This window comes from Mesorhizobium sp. Cs1299R1N3 (genome assembly GCF_037179625.1).
In the GTDB taxonomy this organism is placed as follows: domain Bacteria; phylum Pseudomonadota; class Alphaproteobacteria; order Rhizobiales; family Rhizobiaceae; genus Mesorhizobium; species Mesorhizobium salmacidum.
This window is the reverse complement of record NZ_JAPYKQ010000011.1, coordinates 182,257-206,410: the sequence shown is the minus strand read 5'-3', so window position 1 is coordinate 206,410 and position 24,154 is coordinate 182,257. Positions and strand designations below refer to the sequence as shown.

The following is a 24,154-nucleotide window of genomic DNA, read 5'->3' as shown; positions in this document are numbered from 1 at the left end:
ATTTGCGCGGTATTATCCGTCGAGCCATCGTCGACGATGATCGCCTCCCAATCAGCAATGCCCTGGCCGAGGAGGCAATCGAGCGCTTGTGTGAGCGTGACCTCGGCGTTCCGCGCAGGCACCACGACTGAAACCAAGGGATTATGCGCCACGCCGTCTTACCCTGGTTCGGAGGTAGAACAGGATTCCCGAAGCATAGCCGGCGATTTCCTGCCAAAGGAAATGGTCCTCAGGGACCCTGCGTCCAAGCAGCCTCCTGCGAACCCTGCCAAGGTACCAAAGTGGCTTCCATTTGAGAACCTGCGTCAAATTCGCCTTGACGCCGGTCCGTTCGTGCTGGACGAGCAACGCGGCTGAGTGACCGCGCATGTAGGAGTAGATTTGCTTGGCCAAGCCTTCCATCGTCCGCCTGTGGAAATGGAACGCCACGGAGGTGGGCTGGTAACGGCAGTCATATCCATTGGCGAGCAGCCGGTACCAATATTCGGAATCGCCCGAACATCCGGCCTGACCGACATCGAGGCGCTCGTCGAACAACCCGGCATGGTCGAACACGTCGCGCCGGAACGCCATGCTGGCGCCGGCACCGATTTTCCAGGCAGGGAACACCTCGTGCCTGCTGGCGGCAAAATCGGCCGCGCGGAAAATTCGGGGTGTATAGCCCTGCCCGAAACTCCAGAATGTCTCGAAATAGCGCTGCGCTTCGGTGGCAAGCTCGGCGGGCAATACGAGACCCGTCACCGCGCCGATCGAGGGGCTGTCGAATGCCGTGACCAGCCGCTCAAGCCATTGCGGATGAAGCAGAACGTCATCATCAGTGTATGCAACGATCTCCGAGGATGCACGCAAGGCTCCCCGGTTGCGGGCTATATCCAGGCCAGGTCGATCCTCGCGCACATAGATCGCGCCGGCAGCGAGCGCTACCTCGCGCGTTTCGCCGCCTCTCGATGCGTTGTCGACCACAATGACCTCTTCAGGCGGGAAGGTTTGCCGGGGAAGCGAGGCGAGGCAGCGCCGCAATTCGTTCGGCCTGTCGCGCGTGCAGATGACCACGCTGGCGCTCGGCAGGTCCAGAACCGGTGCAATCAGGCTTGAGTCTTGATCGGTCGCCATTGGGGCAATGCGGCACTCCCCGTCGCTCGCCCTGAGCAAATGCCCGACCGGCAGTCCGCCGCGCCACAAGACGATCATGCCGGCATCGCAGCCTTCGGGAGCATCTTGGATGTCCAAATCCACATGGCGGACACCCGCGCAGCCTTCCACGCCAAACATCTCGCGCAGTTCCGCTTCCAGTCTATTCGTGTGCCCGTCTGGGGTGGATGACATCTTCACCAGCTAATTTCGCCATAAACAGGCCGAAACTCGGCGTCTGTGCGTAGCATCCGTTTCATGCCAACCTTGATCCAGCGAGGAACCAGCCTGGCCCGGCAATATGCGTTTACCATGTCGGGCAAACACGAAATCGTCGTGCGCGGGTCCAGGGTGACTGACGTCTTCAACAGGCTGCCGGCCGCGCGAAACCGCCCCTCAATCAAGGCTCTTGTTGCAAGCCACTGGATCATGTCGACCAGATGGGCATCGAGATCGCTTTCGAATTGCGGATATTTTCGACGAAACTCGGCAAGGACAATTTCACAGGAACGAAGCATCTGCATGACATCGCTCGACATGTTGAAATTCGTCGTCCGGTAACCCACGAGGTACTGGGGCACGACGCGGAACTCGTAACTTTCCGCTATTCTCAGACACATCAGAAGGTCCTCGCAGCCCTGTGCGCTCCTGGCTCGCAGCGACGGATCGAATTGTCCGGCTCGCTCGAATGCTGAGCGGCGGACAAGCATCGAACTTCCGTTACCGACAAAATTCTGTCTGCACATGCGCTGGAGAACGTGACCTTGGGCATCGGGCTGATTGTGCAGCGAGAATACCCGATCGTCCTCGTCGATATGCGCAAACCAACAATAGGCCAGGCCTGCTGACGAGCCACCCTCCCTCAAGGCGCCCAACTGAAGGGCTATTTTGGATGGAGCCCAAAGATCATCCGCGTCGACAAACGCCAGAAACTCTGCGTCAGTAGAAGCGGCACCGCTGTTGCGAGCCTGCGCGACACCACCATTTGACTGCCCTATGAGGCGTATGCGCCGATCCTTCTCGGCGCAGGAGGCCACGATCGATGCGGACCCGTCCGTCGATCCATCGTCGACCACGACGATGTCCAATGTCTGGTAGCTCTGCCGGCAGATGCTGGTCAGGGTAGAGCGAATGGTTCGCTCGGCATTGAACATCGGCACCACGACGCCAACTGTGGCTTTGTCCGAGATCATCGGGACTTCGTTTTCTCCGCAAGGGTTGATAAAAATTATGCGGGCATGGTCGTCGGTACCGCTCTCGTCAAAGATCGGGGCGAATTCGCGGCGAAACCGCCAGTCCATTAGCTTTTCCTTAACAAGCCAGTCAACCGAAAGGCTCCGCTCGCCGAGTCCTGTCCGGTAGCGAATATCCTGGTCGCGCAGTGATTGCGGCGTCGCTGAATCCAAATTTGGCAGGCTCGGCCCTATTGCCCGATCAACGTCAACCCAAACAGAACGGCTAGCCACAGGCCTGTCGCCGCCACCGCCAGCCGGGGCAAGATGCCCTCGCTGGTCAGGTGCATGAACAGAGTGGCGATGATCGCGGCCTTGGCCGCCGCGATCGCCAGGTTGAGCGCGGAGTTCAATCCGCCGAGGTCGAGGAACGACGAGCCCACCGTCAATGCCAGCAAGGCCAGCAGCCCGAGATAAGCGACTATGAGTTTGCGGATGTGGCTCATCGGTTGATCAGATAGAGAACGGGAAACAGGAAGACCCAGACGATATCGACAAAATGCCAGTAAAGCCCGATTGCCTGGACACGATGGATGCGGCTGGCCTCCGTGGTTCCTGGCCAAAGCAGCAGCACGCCGGCGATCACGGCGATGCCACATATCAGGTGCAGCGCATGCAGCGATGTCATGGCGAAATAAAGCGCGAAGAAGAACTCGGCGTGGGTCGGATCGGGGCCTGTGAAACTGAACGGCGCACCAAGAACCGGCGCCAGGCCCTCCTTGAATTCCCTGCCGTACTCGACGGCCTTGATGAACAGAAAGACAATTCCAAGCAGGCTCGTGCAGATCAACGCCCAGACAGCCGGGCGCCAACGCCGGCTGGCCGTGAACGTGTGAGCAAGCACCATCGCAAAGCTGCTGGTCAAGAGAACGGCCGTGTTCAGCGTGCCGAGCGGCAGCGACAGGCGTTGTGAAGCAGCCGCAAAAGCCGTGCCGTAGCTGATCCTTGCGATCAGGAACACCAGCAGGATGGCGCCGAACAGCATCGCCTCGGACCCGATGAACACCCACATGCCGAACGTGTCGGCAGCCTTCTCGCGGGCCTTTGTATCGAAGGCGACACTTTCGGTGGATGAACGCATCAGGCTTCGTCCTTGTGGGGACTGAACGTCTCGTGCTGCAACCCCTTCATCGCATAGTCATAAGCGGGCCGGCTGACGCTCGGCATGGCATCGAAATTATGCGGTGGCGGTGGTGAAGCCGTCTGCCATTCGAGCCCGGTCGCGCGCCATGGATTGGCTGGCGCTCGCGCACCTCGAAACATCGACCAGCCGAGATAGAACAACGGCATCAGGTAGCCAAACGCCAGCACCACCGCGCCAGCGGACGACAGGACATGCCAGAATTGAAATTCGGGCGGATAGGTATGATAGCGCCGCGGCATGCCGATAAAACCGAGCACGAATTGCGGGAAGAAGGTCAGGTTGAAGCCGAGGAAGGTGACGGTCGCCGCGATCCGCCCCCACGTCTCGGAATACATGCGGCCGGTCAGTTTCGGCCACCAGAAATGCAGCCCGGCCATGTAGGCCGTCACCATGCCGCCAACCATGATGTAGTGGAAATGCGCCACGACGAAGTAGGTGTCGTGGACGTGGACGTCGATGGCGAGGGCCGCCAGGAACAGACCAGCCAGCCCGCCGAAGGTGAACAGCGCCAGGAAGAACAGCGCGTAAAGCATCGGCGTCTCGAAGGTGACCTCGCCCTTGCGCAGCGTCAGGCTCCAGTTGAACACTTTTATGGCCGAGGGGATGGCGACGCAGAACGACAGGAAAGAGAACAGCACCCCGGCATAGGCCGATTGGCCGGAGACGAACATGTGGTGGCCCCAGACGAGGAAGCCGAACACCGCGATTGCCATTGAGGACAGGGCAACGGCCTTGTAGCCGAACAGCGGCCGGCGGCTGAAGCAGGGCAGCACCTCCGAGACCACGCCCATGCCTGGCAAAATCATGATGTAGACGGCCGGGTGCGAATAGAACCAGAACAGATGTTGGAACAGCAACGGGTCGCCGCCGAGCGCCGGGTTGAAGATGCCGATGCCGAACGCCCGCTCAAGCACGATCAGGATCAGCGAGGCCGCCAGCACCGGCGTTGCCAGCACCATCACCAGCGCGGTGGCGTACATCGTCCAGACGAAGATCGGCAGCCGGAACCAGGTCAGTCCCGGCGCGCGCAACGTGTGGATGGTGACGATGAAATTGATGCCGGTCATGATCGTCGAGAAACCGACGATAAAGACGCCAAGCGCCGCCATGGAGACGAAGCCGTTGGCGTAGAGCGTCGAGAGCGGCGTGTAGAACGTCCAGCCCGTGTCGACGCCGCCGGCGAGCACTGAGGCCAGGGCAAAGGCACTGCCGAGGATGAACACATACCAGCTGGCGAGGTTGAGGCGCGGGAAGGCGAGATCGCGGGCGCCGATCATCAGTGGCAAAAGGAAATTGCCTAATGTCGCCGGGATCGACGGCACCAGGAAAAACCAAACCATGATGATGCCGTGCAGGGAGAACAATCGGTTGTAGGTATCGTCGGAGACGAGGTCGCCGGCAGGCGTGGCAAGTTCCACGCGCATCAGCACGGCAAAGGCGCCGCCGAGGAAGAAGAAAGCCGTAAGCGACATCAAATAGAGCCAGGCGACGCGCTTGTGGTCGGTGGTCAACAGCCATGCGGCGGGACCGGCGCCCTCGCCAAGATAGCTCGAAGGCCTCAGCGCTTCGGTGCTCATTGGGTCGCCTCGTTCCTGGTTGCCGCCCGCGGTGAAAGCGATTTGAGATAGGCGAGCAGCATCTGCATCTCGCCCTCGTCGACAATTCCATCGAAGCTCGGCATCACCGGATCGTAACCGGCGGCGATTTCCTTCTTCGGCTCGATGATGGAATCGCGCAGATAGCGTTCGTCGGCGATGACTGTCTGCTGGTTCTCCAACGCCACCGGCCGTCCGAAGATGCCGGCAAGATCCGGAGCCCTCACCTTGCTGGACTTTTCATGGCAGCCGGAACAGCCGAGCGCCCGAAACAGTTTTTCACCATCGGCCGCGAGCGTGTCGCCCTTGCCCTGGTTTCCCAGCCACGCCGCATAATCTTCCGGCGGCATCGCCGTTACCCAGCCACCCATTTCCGAATGCTGCGTGCCGCAATATTGCGCGCAGAACAGATGATAGCGCCCGGGCTCGTCAGCTATGAACCAGACATGGGTGGTGCGCCCCGGCACGGCGTCCTGCTTGACCCGGAAGGCCGGCACGAAGAACGAGTGGATGACATCCTGCGATGCCAGCGAGACGATCACCGTCTTTCCGACCGGCACATGCAGTTCGTTGATCTCGCGCTGGCCGCCGGGATGGCGGAACTCCCACATCCATTGCTTGCCGAGGCCGGCGATTTCGAGCGCGTCGAGCGGCGGATGTTCGCGGCGCAGGAACAGCACGGCGCCCCACCCGAAGATGACGAAAGCGATCAGCAGGCTCGCTACTGTCCAGGCCACTTCCAGGGGCAGGCTGCGCGCGCGCTCGCCGGTTCGTTCCGCCTTGGAGCCGGCGCGATATTTGATGGCATAGAAGACGACGAGGCTGGCCAGGAAGATCCCCAGGGCCGCGGTGAATGCCAGCAAGGTGTAAAACAACATGTCGACGCTGCCGGCGATCGACGAGGCCTCGGGTGGCGTGAAGGGGATGCCGAAGCTCAAACCCGCCTCCCCCGCGTCAGCATGAAAAGGCTCGCACAGAGCCCCAGCAGCGTTGCCAGCCCCGCTGTCTTCAGAACCGCCTGTATCGTCGAGGTGTACTGCCCTTTGGAGCTATCGAACCCGGCGCAGAGCAGGAAGACATGGTCGGCGATCGATCCCAGCCGCCCCGCCGACGCCTCGACCAGAGCAAGCCTCAAATCGCGCGGCTCGAAAGTCAGCGCCGGCAGCACCTGTGCGATCCGCCCTTGCGGCGTCAGCGCGATGACGGCGATCGGATGGACGTATTGGGCGATGCGGTCACGCCGGTCGAAGGTGATGCCGGCCTCCGATGCAAGGTCGGCACCGCCGCCATCAGCACTGGTCAGAAAGCGCCAGGCCGACAAGCCGGCCTCACCGGCGGACCGCGCGACCTCGCTCCGGACGAAGGCCGCGTCTGCAACGGCCTCGGAAGGATCTATCGAGACGAAAAGCGCGTGATAGGTCGAAGGATCCAGGCCGGTCTTGTTCAGATCCGAGGCCACCGCCTGCTGTGTGACACCGCACAAATTGGGACACTTGTCATAGCCGAAGATGACGAGCGCCGGCCGACCGTCGAGGATAGCAGACAACGGCGCCAGCTTGCCGGAGCTATCTCTGAAAACCCGGTCGAGATCGAGCTGGGCGCCGATTTGCGGATCGAAAGACGGCGGCGCCGAAGCGCTGGCGGCAGCTGGAAGAAGCAACAAGAATACCAGCAGCCCCAAACGCGTCATGGGCTCACCCCAGGAGCCGGTGCGGCTTGGCTCGGCTGGGGTGCCTTGTCGTTTGGCTGCGCGGTGAATGATCCGGCGTGGCAATCGCCGGCCTGTGGCGCGCGTGGGACCTGGTCTTCGAGCAAGCCGCAATCCTGACCTGGCGAAGCGGCCGCGCCTGCCCAGTCCGGCAGACCTTGCGCTGCAACCAGCTTCATCGCGTCTTGGATTGGAATGCGCGCTATGCCGGCACCGCGATCAACCCAGGCAAGCCTGCCGAGTTCCTCATCTTCCCGCTTGCGGAACGCCGCGAGGTCGGCTCCCGGCAAGCGCTGTAATGCGGGACCTGCTTCGCTGGTCTTCTCGGCATTCACCAAGGGCAAGTATGGCGCCGTGTCGAAAATCAGCTTCAGCGCCAGCGCCGCAAGCGCCAAGAAGACCAGCAGGGCGACCCCGAAGAGCAGCAGGGCGCGTGGCCAGACGTCACGCGTTTCAGGATGCGAGGCCTTAGCCACGGACCAGCCTCCTGCGCCACACAGCAATGCGATCCGGCCTCGCCCAGAGATAGAGGAAACACGCGCACCACGCGCCTCCCGCTCCTGCAAACGCCGCCAGGTCCGGCCACGACACCTGCGCACCGGCTGCCGACAGCGACGGGCGAACGCGCCAGACGACGTCAAGGAAATGTCCGGCAAGAACGACCGCGCCAAGCCCCAGCAGGCCACGATGGCTGCGCTTGACCGAACGTATGAGGAAGGCGAAGAACGGCACCACGAACTGCAGCGCGATCAGCAGCCAGAGCAGACATTGCCAGCCGTTCCGGCCACGAAGGACGTACCAGTGGATTTCTTCCGGCAGGTCGCCGGCCCAGACGATCAGCCACTGCATGAAGGACAGGTACGTCCACATCAGCATGAAGCCGAACAGCATGTTGGCGACGTCTTCGCCAAGCGCCACGTCCTCCTCGCCACCGGGCATCGTCTCGATCGCGCGGCTGGCTGCCAACACCACCAGAGCCAATGCACACGCGCCGACGACTTCGGCAGCGGCTTCGAGCAGCGCGTAGATGGTCGACGTGAACTCCGGCTCGATTGACAGCATCCAGTCGATGGCAAGCACTGTTGCTGCCAGGCCGTGGACGATGAGTCCGATCGCATAGCCGGTAGCGGTCCCGCGGCTGGATCTGTCGCCCTCAGGCGCTGTCCAGCCGACGACGAGCCAAGCGAGCACCAGCCACGCCAGTGCACACGCCAGGAAGCGACCGATGAAGAATGGCACGTTGAGATAGGCAAGTTTTTGCCGCACCGCTTCCGGCAGCATCGCAGGGTCCGCTCCCACCCAGGGAAAGACCAGATCGAGCCGGGCGAGAACAGGTAGAAACAACAACAGCCCCACAGGCAGTGTCGCGACGATGGCGCGCAGGGGCGGACGCAGCGCGTCGCCCCAGCGGCCGCCGGTCAGGCCATGGACCATCAGGACAGTCATCGCGCCAAGCGGGAATCCGAGCAGGAACAGCGCTGTCGTCAGCCAACCGGCAAGCGTTGCCTGCGGATTGAAAAAAAGTCCGATGCCGCAAAGCAGAAGTCCCGCGGCGGCCGCAACAACCATCGGAGCAAAAACACCATCGGGCCATGCGAAACGCCTCATCGCGCGGCCTCCGCATCTAGTTTCGCGCGAAGCGTATCCGGCAGCGCCTTGCCAGGTGCGTAGCGTGAATATTGCAAGGCCCTGATATAGGCGACGATCGCCCATCGATCGGTCGGTGGCACCCGCGCGGCATAGGAATACATCGCACCATAGCCGTTGGTGATCACGTCGTAGAAATGGCGATCAGGTGCCTTGCGCAGCGCGTCCTGATGATAGCTCGGCGGCGCCGGGAAACCGCGCTGAACCACCATCCCATGACCGTCGCCGGTGCGGCCATGGCAGGGCGAGCAGAAGATGTCGAAGCGTTGCTGCCCGCGCTGGAGAAGCGCTGTGGTGACCGGGTACGGAAATCTGTCCGGCGTTGCCGCGAGGTCGGTGTCGCGCGCCACGCTGCCATCGACCGGCGTCCGGGCCGACATGCCGTCGGCGAATTGCTTGCTGGCCTCGAGCGGATTGTAACGTGGCTGGTCGGCCATGTCCTGTTTGCAGCCGGCGAGCAGCAGGATGAATGGCAAGAGCGGCGTCCGCCATCTCATGCCTCCACATCCTCGACTGTCTCCGCGCCAAGCCGGGTCAGCTGCCGCTTGGTGATGCCCTTGCGGTATTTCGGATCGGCGGCTTCGACGAGAAGGTAGAATTTGCCGCCCTGCGCGTAGGTGAAAGTTTTGGCGTTGAACACCGGATGGTAATATTGCGGCAAACCGTTCGCGCGGAGCATGCCGACGAAGCCGGCCAGAGCCGCGCCCAGTATGGCTGCCTCGAAGGCGATCACCATGAAAGGCGGCCAGGAATGCAGTGGCCGGCCGCCGACATTGACGGGATAGTCGATCTCAACGGAATAGAGGATCAGCGCATAGACCAGCAGGCCACCGGCAATGCCGCCCGCCAGCACCGCCCATGGCAGCCGCGTCCTTGGCATGCCCAAAATTTCGGCAAGGTCGCGCACCTCGAAGGGCGAGAACGCATCCATGCGCCGGTAACCCTTGTCGCGCATCGTCCGCGCCGCCTGCGTCAGCGCATCGGCATCGGCGAATGCCGCGATGACGCCATGGAGGCTCATGCCGCCCCGCTTTTCTCTTCGACCAATTCCTCGACCTCGAAGATGGTGATCGCCGGCAGGATGCGGATGAACAGGAAGACCAGCGCGAAGAAGGTGCCGATCGAACCGAACAGGATGCCGAAATCGAGCCAGGTCAGCGACTGCTCGCCCCAGGACGACGGCAGGTAGTCACGGCTCGGACCGGTCACCACGATGACATAGCGCTCCAGCCACATGCCGATGTTGACGACCAGCGCGATGGAAAACAAAACCGGCATGTTGAGCCGCACGCGGCGCAGCCAGAGCAGCTGCAGCACGATGCAATTGCAAAACAGCATGATCCAGAACAATGGCGCGTAAGGACCGACGGCGCGCTGGGCCATCATCGCGCGCTCATAAGGCTGCCCGGAATACCAGGCGAAGAATGCTTCCGACGCATAGCCGTAGATGACGATCATGCCGGCCGCGATCATCAGCTTGGCGGCGTTCTCCATGTGGCGCAACGTGATCAGGTCTTCGACCGCGAAGGCCCAGCGCAAGGGAATGGCGATGGTCAGCACCATGGCAAAGCCGGAGAGCAGCGCGCCGGCGACGAAGTAAGGCGGGAAGATCGTCGAGTGATAGCCCGGCGTGATGGCATAGGTGAAATCGAGCGCGACGATCGAATGCACCGACACGACGAGCGGTGTGGCAAGGGCCGCCATCACGAAATAGACGGTCCGATAGCGCGCCCAATGGAAGGCCGAGCCGCGCCAGCCAAGCGCCAGGATGCCGTAGAAGAGTTGGCCGGCGCGCGATCTGGCGCGGTCGCGCAGCACGCCGAGATCCGGCAGCAGTTCCATGTACCAGAACAGCAGCGACACGCTGGCGTAGGTGGAAATCGCGGCAAAATCCCAGACCAGCGGGCTGCGCCATTGTGGCCAATGCATATGGGTGTTGGGCAGGGGCAGCAGCCAGTAGAAGAACCATGGCCGGCCGAGATGCAGGATCGGGTAGAGCCCGGCCATTGCCACGGCAAACAGCGTCATCGCCTCGGCGAAGCGGTTGATCGAGGCACGCCAGGGCTGGCGCAGCAAAAGCAGCACCGCCGAGATCAGCGTGCCGGCGTGGCCGATGCCGATCCACCAGACGAAGCTGGAAATCATCGTGCCCCAGACGACAGGAATGTTGACGCCGTAAGCGCCCACGCCGACCGAGATCAGGTAGGTGATGGAATAGAGGAACAGCAGCACGAAGGCGAAGCAGACGAAGAACGCCGCCCAGAAGAAGCGCGGCAGCTTGCCTTGCAGGACGATCGCGCTGATACGGCCGCTGATCTCGGGAAAATCATGGCGCCCCCGCAGCACCGGCGCTTGCGGCTGGGCTTTTCCGGCTCTGACGGCGACCGCTTCAGCCATCGCCGGTCTCTGTGCCTGGCTTGCCGGCGATCCCGGCGTTCGGATTGGTGATCTTGCCGAGATAGGTGGTGCGCGGCCGCGTGTTCAGCTCTTCGAGCAGGGCATAGTCATGCGGCGCGGCTTTCTCGCGCGATACCTGAGAACCCTTCCTGTTGAGGTCCCCAAAGGTGATGGCCTGTGTCGGGCATGCCTGCTGGCAAGCGGTGACGACTTCGCCATCGGCGATTTCGCGGTTCTCGATCTGCGCGCGGATGCGCTTTTCGGCAACGCGCTGGACGCAATAAGTGCATTTTTCCATGACGCCGCGCGAGCGCACGGTGACGTCGGGATTATGCACGGCCTGCTGTGGCCCGGCGCTGTCCTTGTCGAACTCCTGGTACTCGAGGAAATTGAAGCGGCGCACCTTGTAGGGGCAGTTCTGCGAACAGTAGCGCGTGCCGATGCAGCGGTTGTAGACCTGCGCGTTCAGGCCGTCATGGGTGTGGATCGTCGCGTTGACCGGACAGACCGCCTCGCAGGGCGCCTTCTCGCAATGCATGCAAGGCACGGGTTGGAAGAAGGTGTCGGGGTCGTCGACCGCGCCGGCGTAGTAACGGTCGATGCGCAGCCAATGCATTTCGTGACCGCGGGCGGCTTCATCCGGTCCGACGGTCGCGATGTTGTTCTCGGCCTGGCAGGCCGATACGCAAGCCATGCAGCCGATGCAGGCCGAGAGGTCGATCGACATGCCCCAGGCTTCCTGGTCGTAGGTCCAGTCGCGGTACAGCGATTCCGTCGGCGCCGGCGGCACACCGTCACGCACGAAATGCGGATCTTGCCTAAAGGCGTCGAGCGTCGCGTGCCGCACGATCGCCCTGCCCTCCATCGCCTGGTGGTGCTGGGTCGTCACCACCCGCGCCGACCCGTCGCGCGCGGTCAACACGAGGCCATCGGCAAACCACGGAGCCTCTGTGGTACGCAGGATGAAGGCATCGTAGCCACCGGACAACGCGGCGACCGAACCGATCTTGCGGCTGAACCCGAGCGACAGCGTCACCGTGTCGTCAGGCTGTCCGGGCATGATCCAGGCCGGCGCGTCGAGATCCTTGCCGCCTCGCGCCAGATTGACCACCTGCCCGTTTTCGAGCCCCAGGCGCTGTGCGGTCGCCGGCGAGATCAGGGCCGCATTGCCCCAGACGAGTTTGCTCAGCGGGCGGGGCAACTCCTGCAGCCACGGCGAATTGGCGTTGCGGCCGTCGCGAAGCCAGGGATCGGCTTCGAAGCGAACCTCCAGCCGATTGGCAACAGGAGCATGCGGCGCGGGATCGCCGATATCCGCCGGCATCGAGACGACGACAGGAGCAGTGACGCTGTTCGGTATGACGCCATCGCGCAATGCCTTTCGCCAGCCTGCCTCGTCCATGTCAGCCCATGTCGGGCGCACCAGGGCTTGCATATCGGCATCGAACTCACCGCCGAGCGCCGCCAGCAGCTGATGCAGGCTCCTGCCTCCGAACAGAGGCTGGATCAGCGGCTGCACGATCGAGGCCGTGCCGTCATACGCACGGATGTCGCTCCAGCTCTCCAACTCGTGCGCGGCGGGAATGTGCCAGCCGGCTATGAATGCTGTCTCGTCGCGATAGAGTCCCCAGTGTAGGAGAAGCTTCAGCTTCGAAAAGGCCTTGCGCACATCGACGTCCGACGGCGCCGTGTGCAAGGGATTGGAGCCGAGCACGATGGCGCTGTCGACCGATCCGCTCGTGATGGCTAGGCAAAGCGCGGCAAGATCGCCGTCGATCGGCATGGCGTCCGGCGGCTCGATGAAATCCAGCGTGTTGCCGACGGCTCCAAGCCTGGCATTCATGGCAAAGGTCACGGCATGCACGAACGGCGTCTGGTGCGCGCCAGGCACCACCAGGGCGTTGCGGCCGGCATCGCGGAGATCGTCGACAAGCGCGTATTCCATGCCGAGCGACGGCAAACTCGCCCCATCGTGCTCGCCTTCGAGAGTTGCCTTGATCGCCGCCGCAATGCCTTCCACCAGACTCGGTCTGACGGCACGGCGATGATCCGCCGCCGCACCCGTGATTGTGGGCGTCGTTTCGACGACGTAGAGACGGTTCATCGTGTCCGTCGGCTTGCGCACGCGCCGCCGCTGCGCGAAATCGCGGGCATAGGCCAGACGCCCCGGCCCTTCGCCGAGGAAATCGGCATCAAGGCTGACGACCACATCGGCGCGGTCGAAATGGTAGATCGGTGCCAGCGGCCTGCCGAACAGTTTAGCCGTTGCCTGCTCGTTCGCGCTGGCCGCAAGCGGGTCGTGCTTGAAGACGCGAAATTTGGGGTAGCGCTGCTTGAGCGATCCGATCTGCGCCTTGGTCGTCGGCGATGTTGTCGCCTCGATCAGCAGTGCCAAACCATGCCCGCCCGAAGCCGCCAATCCGCCGGCAAGCTTCGCCATGTCTTTGAGAAAGTCGCCGTAACTCGCAGGTTCGCCTTGCCTGAGCGGGGTGCGAGACCGTTCGGGATCGAATAGCGACAGCACCGCCGCCTGCATTATGGCGTCGGTAGCGCCGCGCGAGGCCGGATGATCCGGATTGCCTTCGACCTTGGTGGGTCGGCCTTCATGGCTCTCGACGACCGCGCCGATGCCGTAGCCATCGCTGGAAAGGGCCGTCGCATAATAGAGCGGCTTGCCGGGAATAATGTCTTCCGGCTGGCGCACGTAAGGCACGATGCGTTCGGCCTCGCTGCAGGCGGTCAGACCGGCCAGCGAGAGTGACGCGCCCATCAGCTTCAACAAGGTGCGCCGGTCGAGGCTGAACGGCAGGCGTTCGGCGATGGCCGGAAATTCCGCCTCGACGAAGCGCCGGAACTCGGCCGTATCGGCCAGTTCATCCAGGCTCCGCCACGGCTCGCGTCCCGTCGCTGCCCGCCGCAATGCCGCTAGATCGGAAGCCGAGACTGGCTTGATGTCAGCGATGGCAGACATAGCAATCCGTCATCGTCTCGGGGTGGATATCAAGGATGTTGATCAGGGAACGCCTGACCTGTTCGATGTCCCGCGGCGGATTCCAGTGCAGCAGGAAAACGTCCCGCGGCGGACGGAGATTGGGACCGGGATCGCGATGGCAGCCCAGGCACCATTCCATCGACAATGATTGCGCGCGCCGCATCAGCGGCATGTCGTCGACATCGCCGTGGCAGGTCTCGCAGGCGACGCCCTTGGCGATGTGGATGGAGTGGTTGAAGTAGACGAAGTCTGGCACCGAATTGACGCGCTGCCATTGCAGCGGCCGTCCTGAGGCAAGGCTTGCGCGCACCGGCGCCAGCATGTCGGCATTGGTGAATATCTGCGAGTGGCAGGTCATGCACACCTCGGTCGCGGGCAATCCCGCGGACGCCGATGTCTCGACGCCATTGTGGCAATAGCGGCAGTCCAGCCCGATATCGCCGACGTGGTGCTTGTGACTGAACGGGACTGCCTGTGCCACGGGACGGCCAACACCGGTGATGAACCCCGAACGCAAAAGTGCCGTGCCGCCGATGGCCGCGAAAATCGCGAAGAAACAAAGTCCCCACAGTATGAAGCGGGCAATCCCGTTGGCATTGCTGGAAAAGACCTGCGGCATCCCCTCGCCGATTTGCATGGCTTTTGGATCGAGCGCCTAACGGCGGCGGTGCGACAAAGGTTCCGTCGGTGGGGAATACTCACAAAATGGTGACTCTCGAGCGCAGCCGAAAACCGCCGGGAATCGCAACCCTGCGCAATCCCCGGCGTTCGAAATCATCACGGTCGATGCCACGCGGGAATGTTGCCATGAAGTCGGATGGGAACATAAACGCCGTACTTCGGTTAGACCGACAAACGCGCCCCCACAGAGGCGACAGCCCATGAGACAGGACATAGTGCCGGGAGCGGCATTGCCTGACCATATTCTTGCCGACCATACAAAGGCGCCTCGTCGCCTGTCCGGGGCGGTCGCTCGGTACGCAGGCCGGGCCGACGAGAGTTGACCGCTTTGACCGACGCACCACTGAAGATTGGCGTCGGCGTGCCGCTCGGCGGGATGGGCGAGACGCTCGGTCGCGAAATGGCCAACGCCATCCAGCTCGCCGTCGATGGCGCGAACGAGGCCGGTGGCATCAACGGCCACCGGATCGAAGCGGTCGTCCTCGACGACAAAGGTCGCGAGGAAGACGGCGAGCGGGTCGTGAAGGAATTCGTTCGCAATTCCGCCGCCGTCGCAGCGATCGGCCATTACAACAGCAATGTCACCTTGCAGGTCGCGCCTCTCTATGCCGCGGCCGGTCTGCCGTTGATCGGTCCGATCGTCTCCAACCCGGCACTAACGCACTCCGGATGGAGCAACGTTTACCGTTCCACCAACAGTGACGATGCGACGGGGCTCGCCATCGCCCAATACATGGTCCGCCAGTTGGGCAAGAAAACTGTTGTCGTCATCCAGACCGACACCGTCTATGGAAGGAGCATGAGCAAGGAGTTCGCCGCCGCATTTGAAGCTGCCGGCGGCTCTGTTCTGCGGCGGCACACAGTTCAGGAAGGCGAAAGAAATTTCGCGGACCTCGTGGCCTCCTTGCCTCGGGAAGCGAGCGCCATCTTCTATGGCGGGACCTTCGAGGGCGCCCCTCTGGTGAAGGAAATGCGGACCCGGCAGGATGATCGCCTGTTCGCCACCGGCGATGGTTGCTGGGACGTCGGAAATTTTCTGGAGCCGGCCGGAGCCGCCGCCGAGCAGGGTGAAGGCGTCCTCGTTCTTTCAGCTTGTCCGCAACTGGGTGAAATTGCCGGATCGCTGGAAATGGCCGATCGATACGAGCGGCGTTTCGGACAGATCAGGAATTATGCCGTCAATGCCTTTGACGCCGCGGCGACGTTGATCGATGCCATCCGGGTCGCCTCCCACAACGGCGACCCGACCCGCGATCGCGTCGCCGACGCTTTGCGCGGGATACATCGCCAGGGAATTGCATACGAACAAAAGATTTCCTGGGATGCCAACGGCGATAATCGCGCCGCGGTTACGGCCTTGCACAGGATCGAGAGCGGTCGATACCGGCAGGTAGCCGTTGTGAAGAAGGAGGGCAGCCAGGACAGCCCAGCAGGCTGAGGCGCTTGTGAAGGACAGCCCAGGCTGCCTCGATAAATCAAGGCGCGACTTCGAGCACGACCTTTCCGCGCACATGCTTGTTTTCCAGCCAGGCTTCGGCGGCAGCGGCGTCCTGCAGCGGAAAGGTCGCGTCGACGTGCGGCCGCACTTTGCCTTCGTCAATCAGGCGACCGATTTCGCCAAGCTGGGCTGCATTCGGCTTCGCCATGTAATGAATGCCGCGGGCGCCGGCTTTGCGTGCACTTTCAATAGAAGGTTCCGCCAGCGTCGACACGATTATCCCGCCAGGCTTGACGACGGCCCAGGAGCGATCCTGCGTCTCGCCAGCGACCAGATCGAAGACGAGATCAACCTTGCCGACAATATCCTCGAACCGCTCGTTTTTGTAATCGATGGCCTGGTCGGCCCCCAGTGAGCGCGCGAATTCGAGATCCTCGCCGGAAACGGTGGTCGCGACGAACGCGCCCTTTGCCTTTGCCAACTGGACAGCAAAATGGCCGACCCCGCCAGCCCCGCCATGGATCAGGACGCGCTGCCCGGCCGTCAGTGCACCATGGTCGAAAAGCCCCTGCCAGGCGGTGAGCGCTGCAAGCGGCACCGCGGCCGCATGCAGGTGGTCCACGGACTGTGGCTTGGCGGCCATTTCGATTGCCTTCACCACAACATATTCAGCTTGGCCACCGCGATCCGGTCCCAGCATCGCATAGAACGGATCGCCTTTCTTGAGCGTGTGCGCCCGCGTGCCGCAGAGTTCGACGGTGCCGGAAACATCACGGCCAAGCGTCATCGGCAGTTGGTCCTTCTTTCCGCCGCCGGATCTGATTTTGTAATCAACCGGATTGACGCTGCTGGCATGGACCTTCAGCAAGACCTCATCATCATGCGGCTGCGGAAACGGAGCGTCCTCGAGTGAGAGAACGTCCGGTCCGCCAAATTCATGGATGCGAACGGCTTTCATGGTCGCCATCATCGTACTCCCTGTCAGCTTTTTTCTTCCCCCTCACCGCGAGCTGTGGGCATGCGGAGAGCCGGGGCATGTGACCAAACAGCTGAGATGGCGGAAGGTTCAACTCGATCGCTATTTTTGGAAGCCAGGCAAGGTCCTCGAAGCCGCTTGCTATCTGCACGCGGCGTTCAGCCGTTCAAATTGTAGCGGATCCTTTGCCCTTCCGTTAAGGCGATACGCAGTAGGTCATCGACTGTGGAAGGGCTTGGGAGTTGTGGTCCTTGTTCGATATGTTCACCGTCGGGCTGCTGGCGGAAGCCGCATGCGCGCTGGGTTGCCTCATTGTCGTGATCACATGGGTGCGCGATCGCTCGACTAAATCCTATTCGTGGTGGGTGATCGGTTTTTTGCTCTCCGCCCTTGGCGTCATTCTTGCGGCACAGCGCCACGCGCTCCCCCAGCTCAGCGAACTGGGCATTCCCGGTTTTTTTGCCCTGTTCGGCGTCAGCGCATTTTGGTGTGGTCTTCGTGTCTTCGAGCAGCGGCCATTGCCGCGTCTGGCTTTGCTGCCGCCGCTCCTCTGGGCATTGGGGCTGCCCCTGGCCTATCAAAGCTACGCGCTGCGCCAGGTGGACTTCAACGTTGCCATCGGCACGGCGACGCTTCTCGTCGGCATCGATCTGTGGCGCTCATCTTTCAGGGAATTTTCGACGCGCCTCTGTATCGCGACAATCTGCCTGTTTGAGACCGTCGTCAGCTACAGCCAGGCGGTCGTTCTCGTTGCCATGCGCGACCAGATCGGCCAGGGACCACTCCGGGGATGGCTCACCTTTGCCCCCTTCCAGTCCGCGGTAGCAATGGTGGCAATCGTCGTTCTCGGAATTCTGATGATTGGCGAGCGTTCTCAACGTCGGCTTCGCGAGCTCGCCATGAGCGATCAACTCACCGGCGCTCTCAATCGCCGAGGCTTCTTCGAATCGAGCGCGGCCAAGTTCACAAATCGATCCGCAACATCCGGCGAGATCGCCGTTGCTCTTTTCGATATCGACCATTTCAAGGCTATCAACGACAGATACGGCCATCCAGGCGGAGACAAAGTCATTGCCGAATTCGCACAGCGCGTCGCGCGCGCCATCCGGCCAACCGACATTTTTGGCAGGATCGGAGGAGAAGAATTCGCGCTTCTGCTACCCGACACGACAATCAACGAGGCCAGGCTGTTGGTCGATCGCGTTCGCGCGGCTTTCGCGGAAACGCCGGTCCTGTTCGACAAAACCGAGATTGCGGCCACCGTGAGTGCCGGAATCTCGATCGCCAACACTCAAGAAGCGAATTTGGACCAGCTTATCTCCGGCGCGGATTCTGCCCTGTATGCCGCAAAGAGAGCCGGACGCAACCGGACGAGCATTCTGCGGGCGGTAGCGCTGCATGATCGTGAGCCGCCTATGTCCGTACGCAGCTCCTCGTGATTGGCGTACAAGATACTGTACCCGTTTCCCCCGACCGTGCGCGGCAACGGTGAGCCCTCGGAGATCGCAAGACCGACAACACTTATTGCGCTTCAACAAACTTCAACTTTGGAGGTTCCAAGGAACACGGGCTCGCTTGCGCGGGCCTCCGCAACCAAGGTGGAACAGGACTCCACCTCGCTCAACTGAGTCGCGGGTCCTTAGACCTGCATCACCACGCGGCTGTGGCGCGCGATGACGTTCTCCTCGTCGGTTGCAACCACGCGCACTTTCACCTTGCTGTCCGGACGGCTTATGATTTCGGCATGGATGTCATTGGCCGGCTCGTCGAGCGCCATGCCGAGCCAACTCAATTTCTCGCATATCGTCTTGCGGATGGACGATGAGCGTTCGCCGATGCCGGCGGTGAATACCAGACATTCGAGACCACCCATGGTGTTTGCGAGCGCGGCTGCTTCCCTCGCGGCACGGAAGGCGAAAAGCTCAATCGCCTCGTGGGCGCGAGGATCGCTGCTTGCCTCCAGCGTGCGCATGTCGCCCGAAATGCCGGATACCCCGAGCAGTCCGGATTTCTCATAGAGCATTGTCTGCAACTCGTCCGCTGCCATGCCTCTCTCCAGCAGGAGGTACAACAGCACGCCGGGGTCGATGGCGCCGCACCGAGTGCCCATGACAAGACCGTCCAGTGCCGAAAAGCTCATGGTGGTATCGACGCTTTTGCCCTCGCGCAGAGCGCAGAGGCTTGCCCCGTTTCCGAGATGAGCGACGATTGTCCGCTTCGCCGCGAGCGCGGGCGATATCTCGCTCAGCCGCCTGGCGATATATTCGTAGGAGAGGCCATGAAATCCGTAGCGCCGCAGTCCCTCCCGTTCATATTCTCGCGGAATGGCAAAGCGCCGCACCAGCGGATCGATCGTCTGGTGAAACGCGGTGTCGAAACATCCGACCTGTGGCAGATCCGGCTGCAATGCAGCTATCGCGCGAACCGGCGCGATACTGCGAGGCTGGTGCAAAGGCGCGAGTGCGGTCAGCCTGTCCAGTGCCTCGATGGTGGCGGGCGTCAGACGGACAGGTTTGCTGAACTCCTTTCCGCCATGCACGATACGGTGGCCGGCGCAGATCAGTTTTCTTCCACCAAGTTCCCCCTGCACCAAACTCAGTATTTCGCCTATGCCCGCCCCATGCGGATCGTCCGCGGTGAACTGCCTGTCGCACTGCACTGTTCCATCGGCCGCTTTCGCGGTGAGCCTGGGCGCGTCGCCCAAATCCAGAGTGCCGCGCGAAACGAGCTGCTGGCCGTCTGGCGAGGCAAGATCGTATAGGGCGAACTTGACACTGGACGAGCCGGCATTCAGCGCCAGGATCGATTGGCTCATCGACCAGCCTTTCCCCCGCTCGCAGCCGGCCAACTCCATTTCTGGATCTCGGGCATGTCTTCGCCGTACTCGCGGACATAGGCCTTGTGCCTTGCCAGCCTGCCGTCAAGGTCCGCGGCGAGGCTTTCCGCCCTTTCGGCCAAGCCCGGCACACGTGCGATCGCGGCAAGTGCGAGGTGGTAGCGATCGAGTTCGTTGAGCACCACCATGTCGAATGGCGTCGTCGTCGTGCCCTCCTCGCGAAAGCCGTGCACATGCATGTTGTCATGGTTGGCACGACGGTAGGTCAGGCGATGGATGAGATAGGGATAGCCATGATAGGCGAAGATGACCGGCCTTGTCTTCGTGAACAGCGCATCGAAAGCCTGGTCGGTGAGGCCGTGAGGGTGTTCGGTGTTCGACTGCAATGTCATCAGGTCGACGACATTGACGACGCGGATTTTCAGATCGGGAATTGCGGAGCGAAGAAGGTCCGTCGCAGCCAGCGTTTCCAGCGTCGGAACATCGCCGGCACAGGCCAGCACCACATCCGGCTCCTCGCCTTTCGAAACCGTGCCGGCCCATTCCCAGATGCCTGCGCCGGCCTTGCAGTGCGCTTCAGCGTCTTCGATGGACAGCCATTGCGGCGCCCGCTGCTTGCCGGCGGTGATGACATTGATGCGGTTGTAGGTTCTCAGGCAATGGTCGGTAATCCACAGCAGCGTGTTGGCATCCGGCGGGAAATAGAGCCTGACCGTGTCAGCCTTCTTGTTGGCGACAAAGTCGGCAAAGCCCGGATCCTGATGGCTGAAGCCATTGTGATCCTGCCGCCATACATGAGAGGTCAGCAGGTAATTGAGCGAGGCGATCGGTTTGCGCCAGGCAAGCTCGCCAGAAGTTTTCAACCATTTGGCATGCTGGTTGACCATGGAATCGACGATGTGAATGAACGCCTCATAGCATGAGAACAGACCGTGTCGGCCGGTGAGCAGATAACCTTCCAGCCATCCCTGGCAGAGATGCTCGCTCAGCACTTCCATGACGCGGCCGTCGCGGGAAAGATGGACGTCGTAAGGTTCGATGCGCTCCATCCATATCCGATCCGTGGCCTCGAACACTGCGTCAAGGCGATTGGAAGACGTCTCGTCCGGTCCCACCAGCCGGAAATTCCGCGCTTTGGCGTTAAGTCGAAAGACCTCGCGAAGATAGCCACCGCAAGTCCGTGTCGCTTCGGCAATGACGCCCCCGGGCCGAGGCACTTCGAGTGCCAGGCTTTTCCAGTCCGGTAGCACAAGGTCGCGCTTCAACAGCCCGCCATTGGCATATGGAGTTGCGCCCATGCGCCTTGTTCCGGCTGGGGCAAGGGCCGCGAGTTCCGGCAGCAGATGTCCATCCTTATCGAACAGTTGTTCCGGTTCGTAGCTTCGCATCCAGGTTTCGAGTATCTTGCGGTGCTCGTCATTGCCGCGGGCGTTCGATACCGGCACTTGGTGCGAGCGCCAGAAACCCTCGACTTTTTCGCCATCGACCTCTTTCGGCCCAGTCCAGCCCTTGGGGCTGCGCAGGACGATCATCGGCCATCGTGGGCGTTCGCCATGCCATCCTGAACGTCGGGCCTGCTCTTGAATGAAATGGATCCGATCGAGCACCGTGTCGAGCGTCCCGGCCATCGCCTGGTGCATGGCAACCGGCTCATGGCCTTCGACAAAGAATGGTTCGTAGCCGTAGCCGGTGAAGAGGTCGCGCAGTTCCTCGTCGTCCATGCGGCCGAGGATCGTCGGGTTGGCGATCTTGTAGCCGTTGAGGTGCAGGATCGGCAGGACGGCGCCGTCCGACGCCGGGTTCAGGAACTTGTTTGAATGCCACGCCGCGGCGAGTGGACCGGTCTCGGCTTCGCCGTCGCCGACGATGCAGGCGACTGTCAGATCCGGATTGTCGAATGCGGCGCCGAAAGCATGGACCAGCGCATATCCGAGCTCTCCACCCTCATGAATGGAGCCGGGTGTTTCTGGCGCCACATGGCTCGGCACTCCACCTGGAAAGGAAAACTGCCGGAACAGTTTTCTCAGGCCGTCTTCGCCTTGGCCAATATCGGGGTAGATCTCGCTATAGGTGCCCTCGAGCCAAGTGTTGGCGACCATTGCCGGACCGCCATGCCCTGGGCCGCAGATAAACAGCACATCGAGATCACGCTCGCGGATAATCCGGTTGAGATGCAGGTAGACGAAATTGAGCCCCGGCGTCGTGCCCCAATGGCCAAGCAGTCGCGGCTTCACATGCTCGGCCTTCAAGGGTTGGCGCAGCAGCGGATTGTCGAGCAGATAGATCTGGCCAACCGAGATGTAATTCGCGGCGCGCCAGTAGCGGTTCATGAGGTCGATCCGTTCGAGGCTGATCACCTGCGTCGTCGCGGCGGTCTTGTTGTCCATCACCCAGTCTCCAGCCTCGGTTCGCTGGATTAACTGGAGCGGCTTCGCGCCCGAGCAAGGCCAAATTGGCAGCAAGCGGAAACGACTGAACACTTGGAAACGACTGAAATTGCCCAGCGGCCGTCATGCGTACGGAACCATCGCCCGGCACAAGGGTTGTCTTCGACGTTTCGAAATAATCCAGGGAACGACGATGCGGATGTTGTTGATGATAGTTGCCGCGCTTTCCGGAGCGGTCGTCACGCAGTCCCTCTACGGGCAAGCCATCAACCCGCAGGTTCCCCGGATGACGCCTGTTCCTCAGATAACACCCTTGGAGCCCCAGCCGGACCAGATACCGCAGCCCGGGCAAGGGGCGGCTGACCAGAATTTCACCAATATTGCCGTTGTCGCCGTCGAGGATTTGCCCGCAGAAATCAAAGCGCAGGCGGAAGCCGTGATTACCCAGACCAGTGCGGAAGATCTGCTGCGGCTGCAGAACTCCATCGATGCATCGCCCCAGGCAACAACGGCGCTGAGGGCGAACGGGCTCAACTCTTCACAGGTCGTGGCCGCCAACATCGATGGCGATGGCACGTTGACCCTGATCATCCAGACCACAACTTGATCGGCACCCCGAACGATACGGTCGCGCCGTAAAGCACTGAAACGCAGATATCGCCGAGAGCCGCCATGGCCGAAGCCGCTGTTCGCAACTTCACCATCAATTTCGGACCGCAGCATCCGTCGGCCCACGGGGTTCTGCGGTTGGTGCTGGAACTGGATGGCGAGATCGTCGACCGTGCCGATCCACATATCGGCCTGCTCCATCGCGGCACTGAAAAGCTCATAGAGTACAAGAACTACCTGCAGGCCCTGCCTTATTTCGACCGGTTGGATTACGTCGCGCCGATGAATCAGGAGCATGCCTTCTGCCTCGCCGCCGAGAAATTGCTCGAAATATCGGTGCCAAGGCGTGGGCAACTTATCCGCGTTCTGTTCTGTGAAATCGGCCGGCTTCTGTCGCATCTCCTCAACGTCACGACCCAGGCCATGGACATAGGCGCCCTGACGCCGCCGCTCTGGGGTTTCGCGGAGCGTGAGAAGTTGATGGTCTTCTACGAGCGCGCCTCCGGCGCTCGCATGCATGCGAATTATTTCAGGATTGGAGGCGTGCACCAGGACCTGCCTGCCGCGCTTCTTGACGACATCTGGGATTTTTGCGACCCGTTCCTCAAGGTCTGCGACAATCTTGACGGCCTGCTCACCAACAGTCGTATTTTCAAGCAACGCAATGTCGATGTTGGCGCGATTGGCCTCGATGACGCCTGGGCCTGGGGCTTCTCCGGCGTGATGGTACGCGGATCCGGGGCGCCATGGGACCTGCGCAAGGCACAGCCATACGAAAGCTATCCCGAGATGGATTTCGATATTCCCGTCGGCAAGAACGGAGACTGTTACGATCGTTACCTGGTTCGCATGGAGGAAATGCGCCAGTCGGTCCGGATCATGAAGCAATGCCTGGAAAAGCTGCGCGCACCCGAAGGCCAAGGGCCTGTGGCGATTCCGAACCAGAAGATCACACCGCCACCGCGCGCCAAGATGAAGCGATCGATGGAAGCGACCATCCACCATTTCAAACTTTATACCGAAGGCCTTCGTGTGCCGGCAGGAGAAGTCTACGCCGCCGTCGAAGCGCCGAAAGGGGAATTTGGCGTCTATCTGGTTTCGAACGGAAGCAATGTTCCCTATCGATGCAAGATACGTGCGCCGTCTTTTGCCCACCTGCAGGCGATGGATTTCCTATCCAGGGGTCACATGATCGCCGATGTCGCCGCAATCATCGGATCCCTCGATATCGTCTTCGGCGAAATTGATCGCTGACCAATGCGCGGATCCGATCGATTGCCAATCTCCGATTTCGGCCGGCGGAATTTTTTCGTAGGCCGGAAACGTGAATGCTCCCGCATTGTGCCGTTTCGTCCCGCTACAACCTGTACCGGGCGCTCCT

The 24,154-nt window shown here is 61.7% G+C and carries 22 protein-coding genes; 4 read left to right on the top strand and 18 right to left on the bottom strand.

What is annotated here, in order from left to right:
• The 15 genes from O7B34_RS22640 to O7B34_RS22570 form a co-directional block, all read right to left on the bottom strand.
• The coding region (locus tag O7B34_RS22640; RefSeq protein WP_337148203.1) for a glycosyltransferase family 2 protein at positions 1–122 on the bottom strand (122 nt) is incomplete at its 3' end.
• Between the two features lie 19 nt (positions 123–141).
• Positions 142–1,236 (bottom strand): glycosyltransferase family 2 protein, encoded by a 1,095-nt coding sequence (locus tag O7B34_RS22635; RefSeq protein ID WP_337148183.1) that lies wholly within the window; start codon positions 1,234–1,236, stop codon positions 142–144.
• Between the two features lie 92 nt (positions 1,237–1,328).
• Positions 1,329–2,537 (bottom strand): glycosyltransferase family 2 protein, encoded by a 1,209-nt coding sequence (locus tag O7B34_RS22630; RefSeq protein WP_337148181.1) that lies wholly within the window; start codon positions 2,535–2,537, stop codon positions 1,329–1,331.
• A gap of 17 nt (positions 2,538–2,554) precedes the next feature.
• Positions 2,555–2,809, bottom strand: a complete 255-nt coding sequence (locus O7B34_RS22625; protein ID WP_051442783.1) for a cytochrome C oxidase subunit IV family protein — start codon at positions 2,807–2,809, stop codon at positions 2,555–2,557.
• A complete protein-coding gene (locus O7B34_RS22620) occupies positions 2,806–3,444 on the bottom strand; it encodes a cytochrome c oxidase subunit 3 (protein ID WP_337148180.1) in 639 nt (212 codons plus the stop codon). The genes O7B34_RS22625 and O7B34_RS22620 overlap by 4 nt, the downstream gene beginning before the upstream one ends.
• A complete protein-coding gene (gene ctaD / locus O7B34_RS22615) occupies positions 3,444–5,084 on the bottom strand; it encodes a cytochrome c oxidase subunit I (RefSeq protein WP_337148179.1) in 1,641 nt (546 codons plus the stop codon). Before ctaD ends, O7B34_RS22620 begins: the two co-directional genes overlap by 1 nt.
• A complete protein-coding gene (gene coxB / locus O7B34_RS22610) occupies positions 5,081–6,040 on the bottom strand; it encodes a cytochrome c oxidase subunit II (protein ID WP_337148178.1) in 960 nt (319 codons plus the stop codon). The genes ctaD and coxB overlap by 4 nt, the downstream gene beginning before the upstream one ends.
• Positions 6,037–6,792: an SCO family protein gene (locus O7B34_RS22605; RefSeq protein ID WP_337148177.1), complete on the bottom strand. Its 756-nt coding sequence runs from the start codon at positions 6,790–6,792 to the stop codon at positions 6,037–6,039. The genes coxB and O7B34_RS22605 overlap by 4 nt, the downstream gene beginning before the upstream one ends.
• Positions 6,789–7,286 (bottom strand): hypothetical protein, encoded by a 498-nt coding sequence (locus O7B34_RS22600; RefSeq protein ID WP_337148176.1) that lies wholly within the window; start codon positions 7,284–7,286, stop codon positions 6,789–6,791. The genes O7B34_RS22605 and O7B34_RS22600 overlap by 4 nt, the downstream gene beginning before the upstream one ends.
• Positions 7,279–8,418 carry a hypothetical protein gene (locus tag O7B34_RS22595; RefSeq protein ID WP_337148175.1) on the bottom strand — a complete coding sequence of 380 codons (1,140 nt, stop codon included), beginning with the start codon at positions 8,416–8,418 and terminating at the stop codon, positions 7,279–7,281. Before O7B34_RS22595 ends, O7B34_RS22600 begins: the two co-directional genes overlap by 8 nt.
• Positions 8,415–8,954: a c-type cytochrome gene (locus O7B34_RS22590; RefSeq protein ID WP_337148174.1), complete on the bottom strand. Its 540-nt coding sequence runs from the start codon at positions 8,952–8,954 to the stop codon at positions 8,415–8,417. Before O7B34_RS22590 ends, O7B34_RS22595 begins: the two co-directional genes overlap by 4 nt.
• The gene (locus O7B34_RS22585) at positions 8,951–9,478 is read right to left on the bottom strand and encodes a DUF3341 domain-containing protein (protein ID WP_337148173.1); all 528 of its coding nucleotides are present in this window, start codon (positions 9,476–9,478) and stop codon (positions 8,951–8,953) included. The genes O7B34_RS22590 and O7B34_RS22585 overlap by 4 nt, the downstream gene beginning before the upstream one ends.
• Positions 9,475–10,854: an NrfD/PsrC family molybdoenzyme membrane anchor subunit gene (gene nrfD, locus O7B34_RS22580; RefSeq protein WP_337148172.1), complete on the bottom strand. Its 1,380-nt coding sequence runs from the start codon at positions 10,852–10,854 to the stop codon at positions 9,475–9,477. The genes O7B34_RS22585 and nrfD overlap by 4 nt, the downstream gene beginning before the upstream one ends.
• On the bottom strand, positions 10,847–13,825 hold the full coding sequence (locus O7B34_RS22575; protein ID WP_337148171.1) for a TAT-variant-translocated molybdopterin oxidoreductase: 2,979 nt from the start codon (positions 13,823–13,825) through the stop codon (positions 10,847–10,849). Before O7B34_RS22575 ends, nrfD begins: the two co-directional genes overlap by 8 nt.
• Positions 13,809–14,483 carry a cytochrome c3 family protein gene (locus tag O7B34_RS22570; RefSeq protein WP_337148170.1) on the bottom strand — a complete coding sequence of 225 codons (675 nt, stop codon included), beginning with the start codon at positions 14,481–14,483 and terminating at the stop codon, positions 13,809–13,811. Before O7B34_RS22570 ends, O7B34_RS22575 begins: the two co-directional genes overlap by 17 nt.
• Positions 14,484–14,855: 372 nt before the next feature.
• On the opposite strand from O7B34_RS22570, the gene O7B34_RS22565 reads away from it, so the two are divergent.
• Positions 14,856–15,965, top strand: coding sequence for a branched-chain amino acid ABC transporter substrate-binding protein (locus tag O7B34_RS22565; RefSeq protein WP_337148169.1), 1,110 nt, complete (start codon positions 14,856–14,858; stop codon positions 15,963–15,965).
• A gap of 37 nt (positions 15,966–16,002) precedes the next feature.
• Here the strand turns inward: O7B34_RS22565 and O7B34_RS22560 are convergent, their stop codons facing one another.
• A complete protein-coding gene (locus O7B34_RS22560) occupies positions 16,003–16,932 on the bottom strand; it encodes an NADP-dependent oxidoreductase (protein WP_337148168.1) in 930 nt (309 codons plus the stop codon).
• A gap of 269 nt (positions 16,933–17,201) precedes the next feature.
• On the opposite strand from O7B34_RS22560, the gene O7B34_RS22555 reads away from it, so the two are divergent.
• Positions 17,202–18,380, top strand: coding sequence for a GGDEF domain-containing protein (locus tag O7B34_RS22555; protein ID WP_337148202.1), 1,179 nt, complete (start codon positions 17,202–17,204; stop codon positions 18,378–18,380).
• A 200-nt stretch (positions 18,381–18,580) separates the two neighbouring features.
• Here O7B34_RS22555 and O7B34_RS22550 read toward each other — a convergent pair whose 3' ends face one another.
• Together O7B34_RS22550 and O7B34_RS22545 are read right to left on the bottom strand one after the other, a co-directional pair.
• On the bottom strand, positions 18,581–19,756 hold the full coding sequence (locus O7B34_RS22550; protein WP_337148167.1) for an acetate/propionate family kinase: 1,176 nt from the start codon (positions 19,754–19,756) through the stop codon (positions 18,581–18,583).
• Positions 19,753–22,164, bottom strand: a complete 2,412-nt coding sequence (locus tag O7B34_RS22545; protein WP_337148166.1) for a phosphoketolase family protein — start codon at positions 22,162–22,164, stop codon at positions 19,753–19,755. Before O7B34_RS22545 ends, O7B34_RS22550 begins: the two co-directional genes overlap by 4 nt.
• On the opposite strand from O7B34_RS22545, the gene O7B34_RS22540 reads away from it, so the two are divergent.
• Together O7B34_RS22540 and O7B34_RS22535 are read left to right on the top strand one after the other, a co-directional pair.
• Positions 22,157–22,771 carry a hypothetical protein gene (locus O7B34_RS22540; protein WP_337148165.1) on the top strand — a complete coding sequence of 205 codons (615 nt, stop codon included), beginning with the start codon at positions 22,157–22,159 and terminating at the stop codon, positions 22,769–22,771. The two genes, O7B34_RS22545 and O7B34_RS22540, sit on opposite strands and share 8 nt — an antisense overlap.
• A 65-nt stretch (positions 22,772–22,836) precedes the next feature.
• Positions 22,837–24,027, top strand: a complete 1,191-nt coding sequence (locus O7B34_RS22535) for an NADH-quinone oxidoreductase subunit D (RefSeq protein ID WP_337148163.1) — start codon at positions 22,837–22,839, stop codon at positions 24,025–24,027.
• Positions 24,028–24,154: the final 127 nt, after the last annotated feature.

Coding starts and splice junctions, on each gene's coding strand:
- O7B34_RS22625 (WP_051442783.1), bottom strand. CDS start 2,809: ATGAGCCACATCCGCAAACTCATAGTCGCTTATCTCGGGCTGCTGGCC.
- O7B34_RS22620 (WP_337148180.1), bottom strand. CDS start 3,444: ATGCGTTCATCCACCGAAAGTGTCGCCTTCGATACAAAGGCCCGCGAG.
- ctaD (WP_337148179.1), bottom strand. CDS start 5,084: ATGAGCACCGAAGCGCTGAGGCCTTCGAGCTATCTTGGCGAGGGCGCC.
- O7B34_RS22605 (WP_337148177.1), bottom strand. CDS start 6,792: ATGACGCGTTTGGGGCTGCTGGTATTCTTGTTGCTTCTTCCAGCTGCC.
- O7B34_RS22595 (WP_337148175.1), bottom strand. CDS start 8,418: ATGAGGCGTTTCGCATGGCCCGATGGTGTTTTTGCTCCGATGGTTGTT.
- O7B34_RS22590 (WP_337148174.1), bottom strand. CDS start 8,954: ATGAGATGGCGGACGCCGCTCTTGCCATTCATCCTGCTGCTCGCCGGC.
- O7B34_RS22585 (WP_337148173.1), bottom strand. CDS start 9,478: ATGAGCCTCCATGGCGTCATCGCGGCATTCGCCGATGCCGATGCGCTG.
- nrfD (WP_337148172.1), bottom strand. CDS start 10,854: ATGGCTGAAGCGGTCGCCGTCAGAGCCGGAAAAGCCCAGCCGCAAGCG.
- O7B34_RS22575 (WP_337148171.1), bottom strand. CDS start 13,825: ATGTCTGCCATCGCTGACATCAAGCCAGTCTCGGCTTCCGATCTAGCG.
- O7B34_RS22570 (WP_337148170.1), bottom strand. CDS start 14,483: ATGCAAATCGGCGAGGGGATGCCGCAGGTCTTTTCCAGCAATGCCAAC.
- O7B34_RS22560 (WP_337148168.1), bottom strand. CDS start 16,932: ATGGCGACCATGAAAGCCGTTCGCATCCATGAATTTGGCGGACCGGAC.
- O7B34_RS22555 (WP_337148202.1), top strand. CDS start 17,202: ATGTTCACCGTCGGGCTGCTGGCGGAAGCCGCATGCGCGCTGGGTTGC.
- O7B34_RS22550 (WP_337148167.1), bottom strand. CDS start 19,756: ATGAGCCAATCGATCCTGGCGCTGAATGCCGGCTCGTCCAGTGTCAAG.
- O7B34_RS22545 (WP_337148166.1), bottom strand. CDS start 22,164: ATGGACAACAAGACCGCCGCGACGACGCAGGTGATCAGCCTCGAACGG.
- O7B34_RS22535 (WP_337148163.1), top strand. CDS start 22,837: ATGGCCGAAGCCGCTGTTCGCAACTTCACCATCAATTTCGGACCGCAG.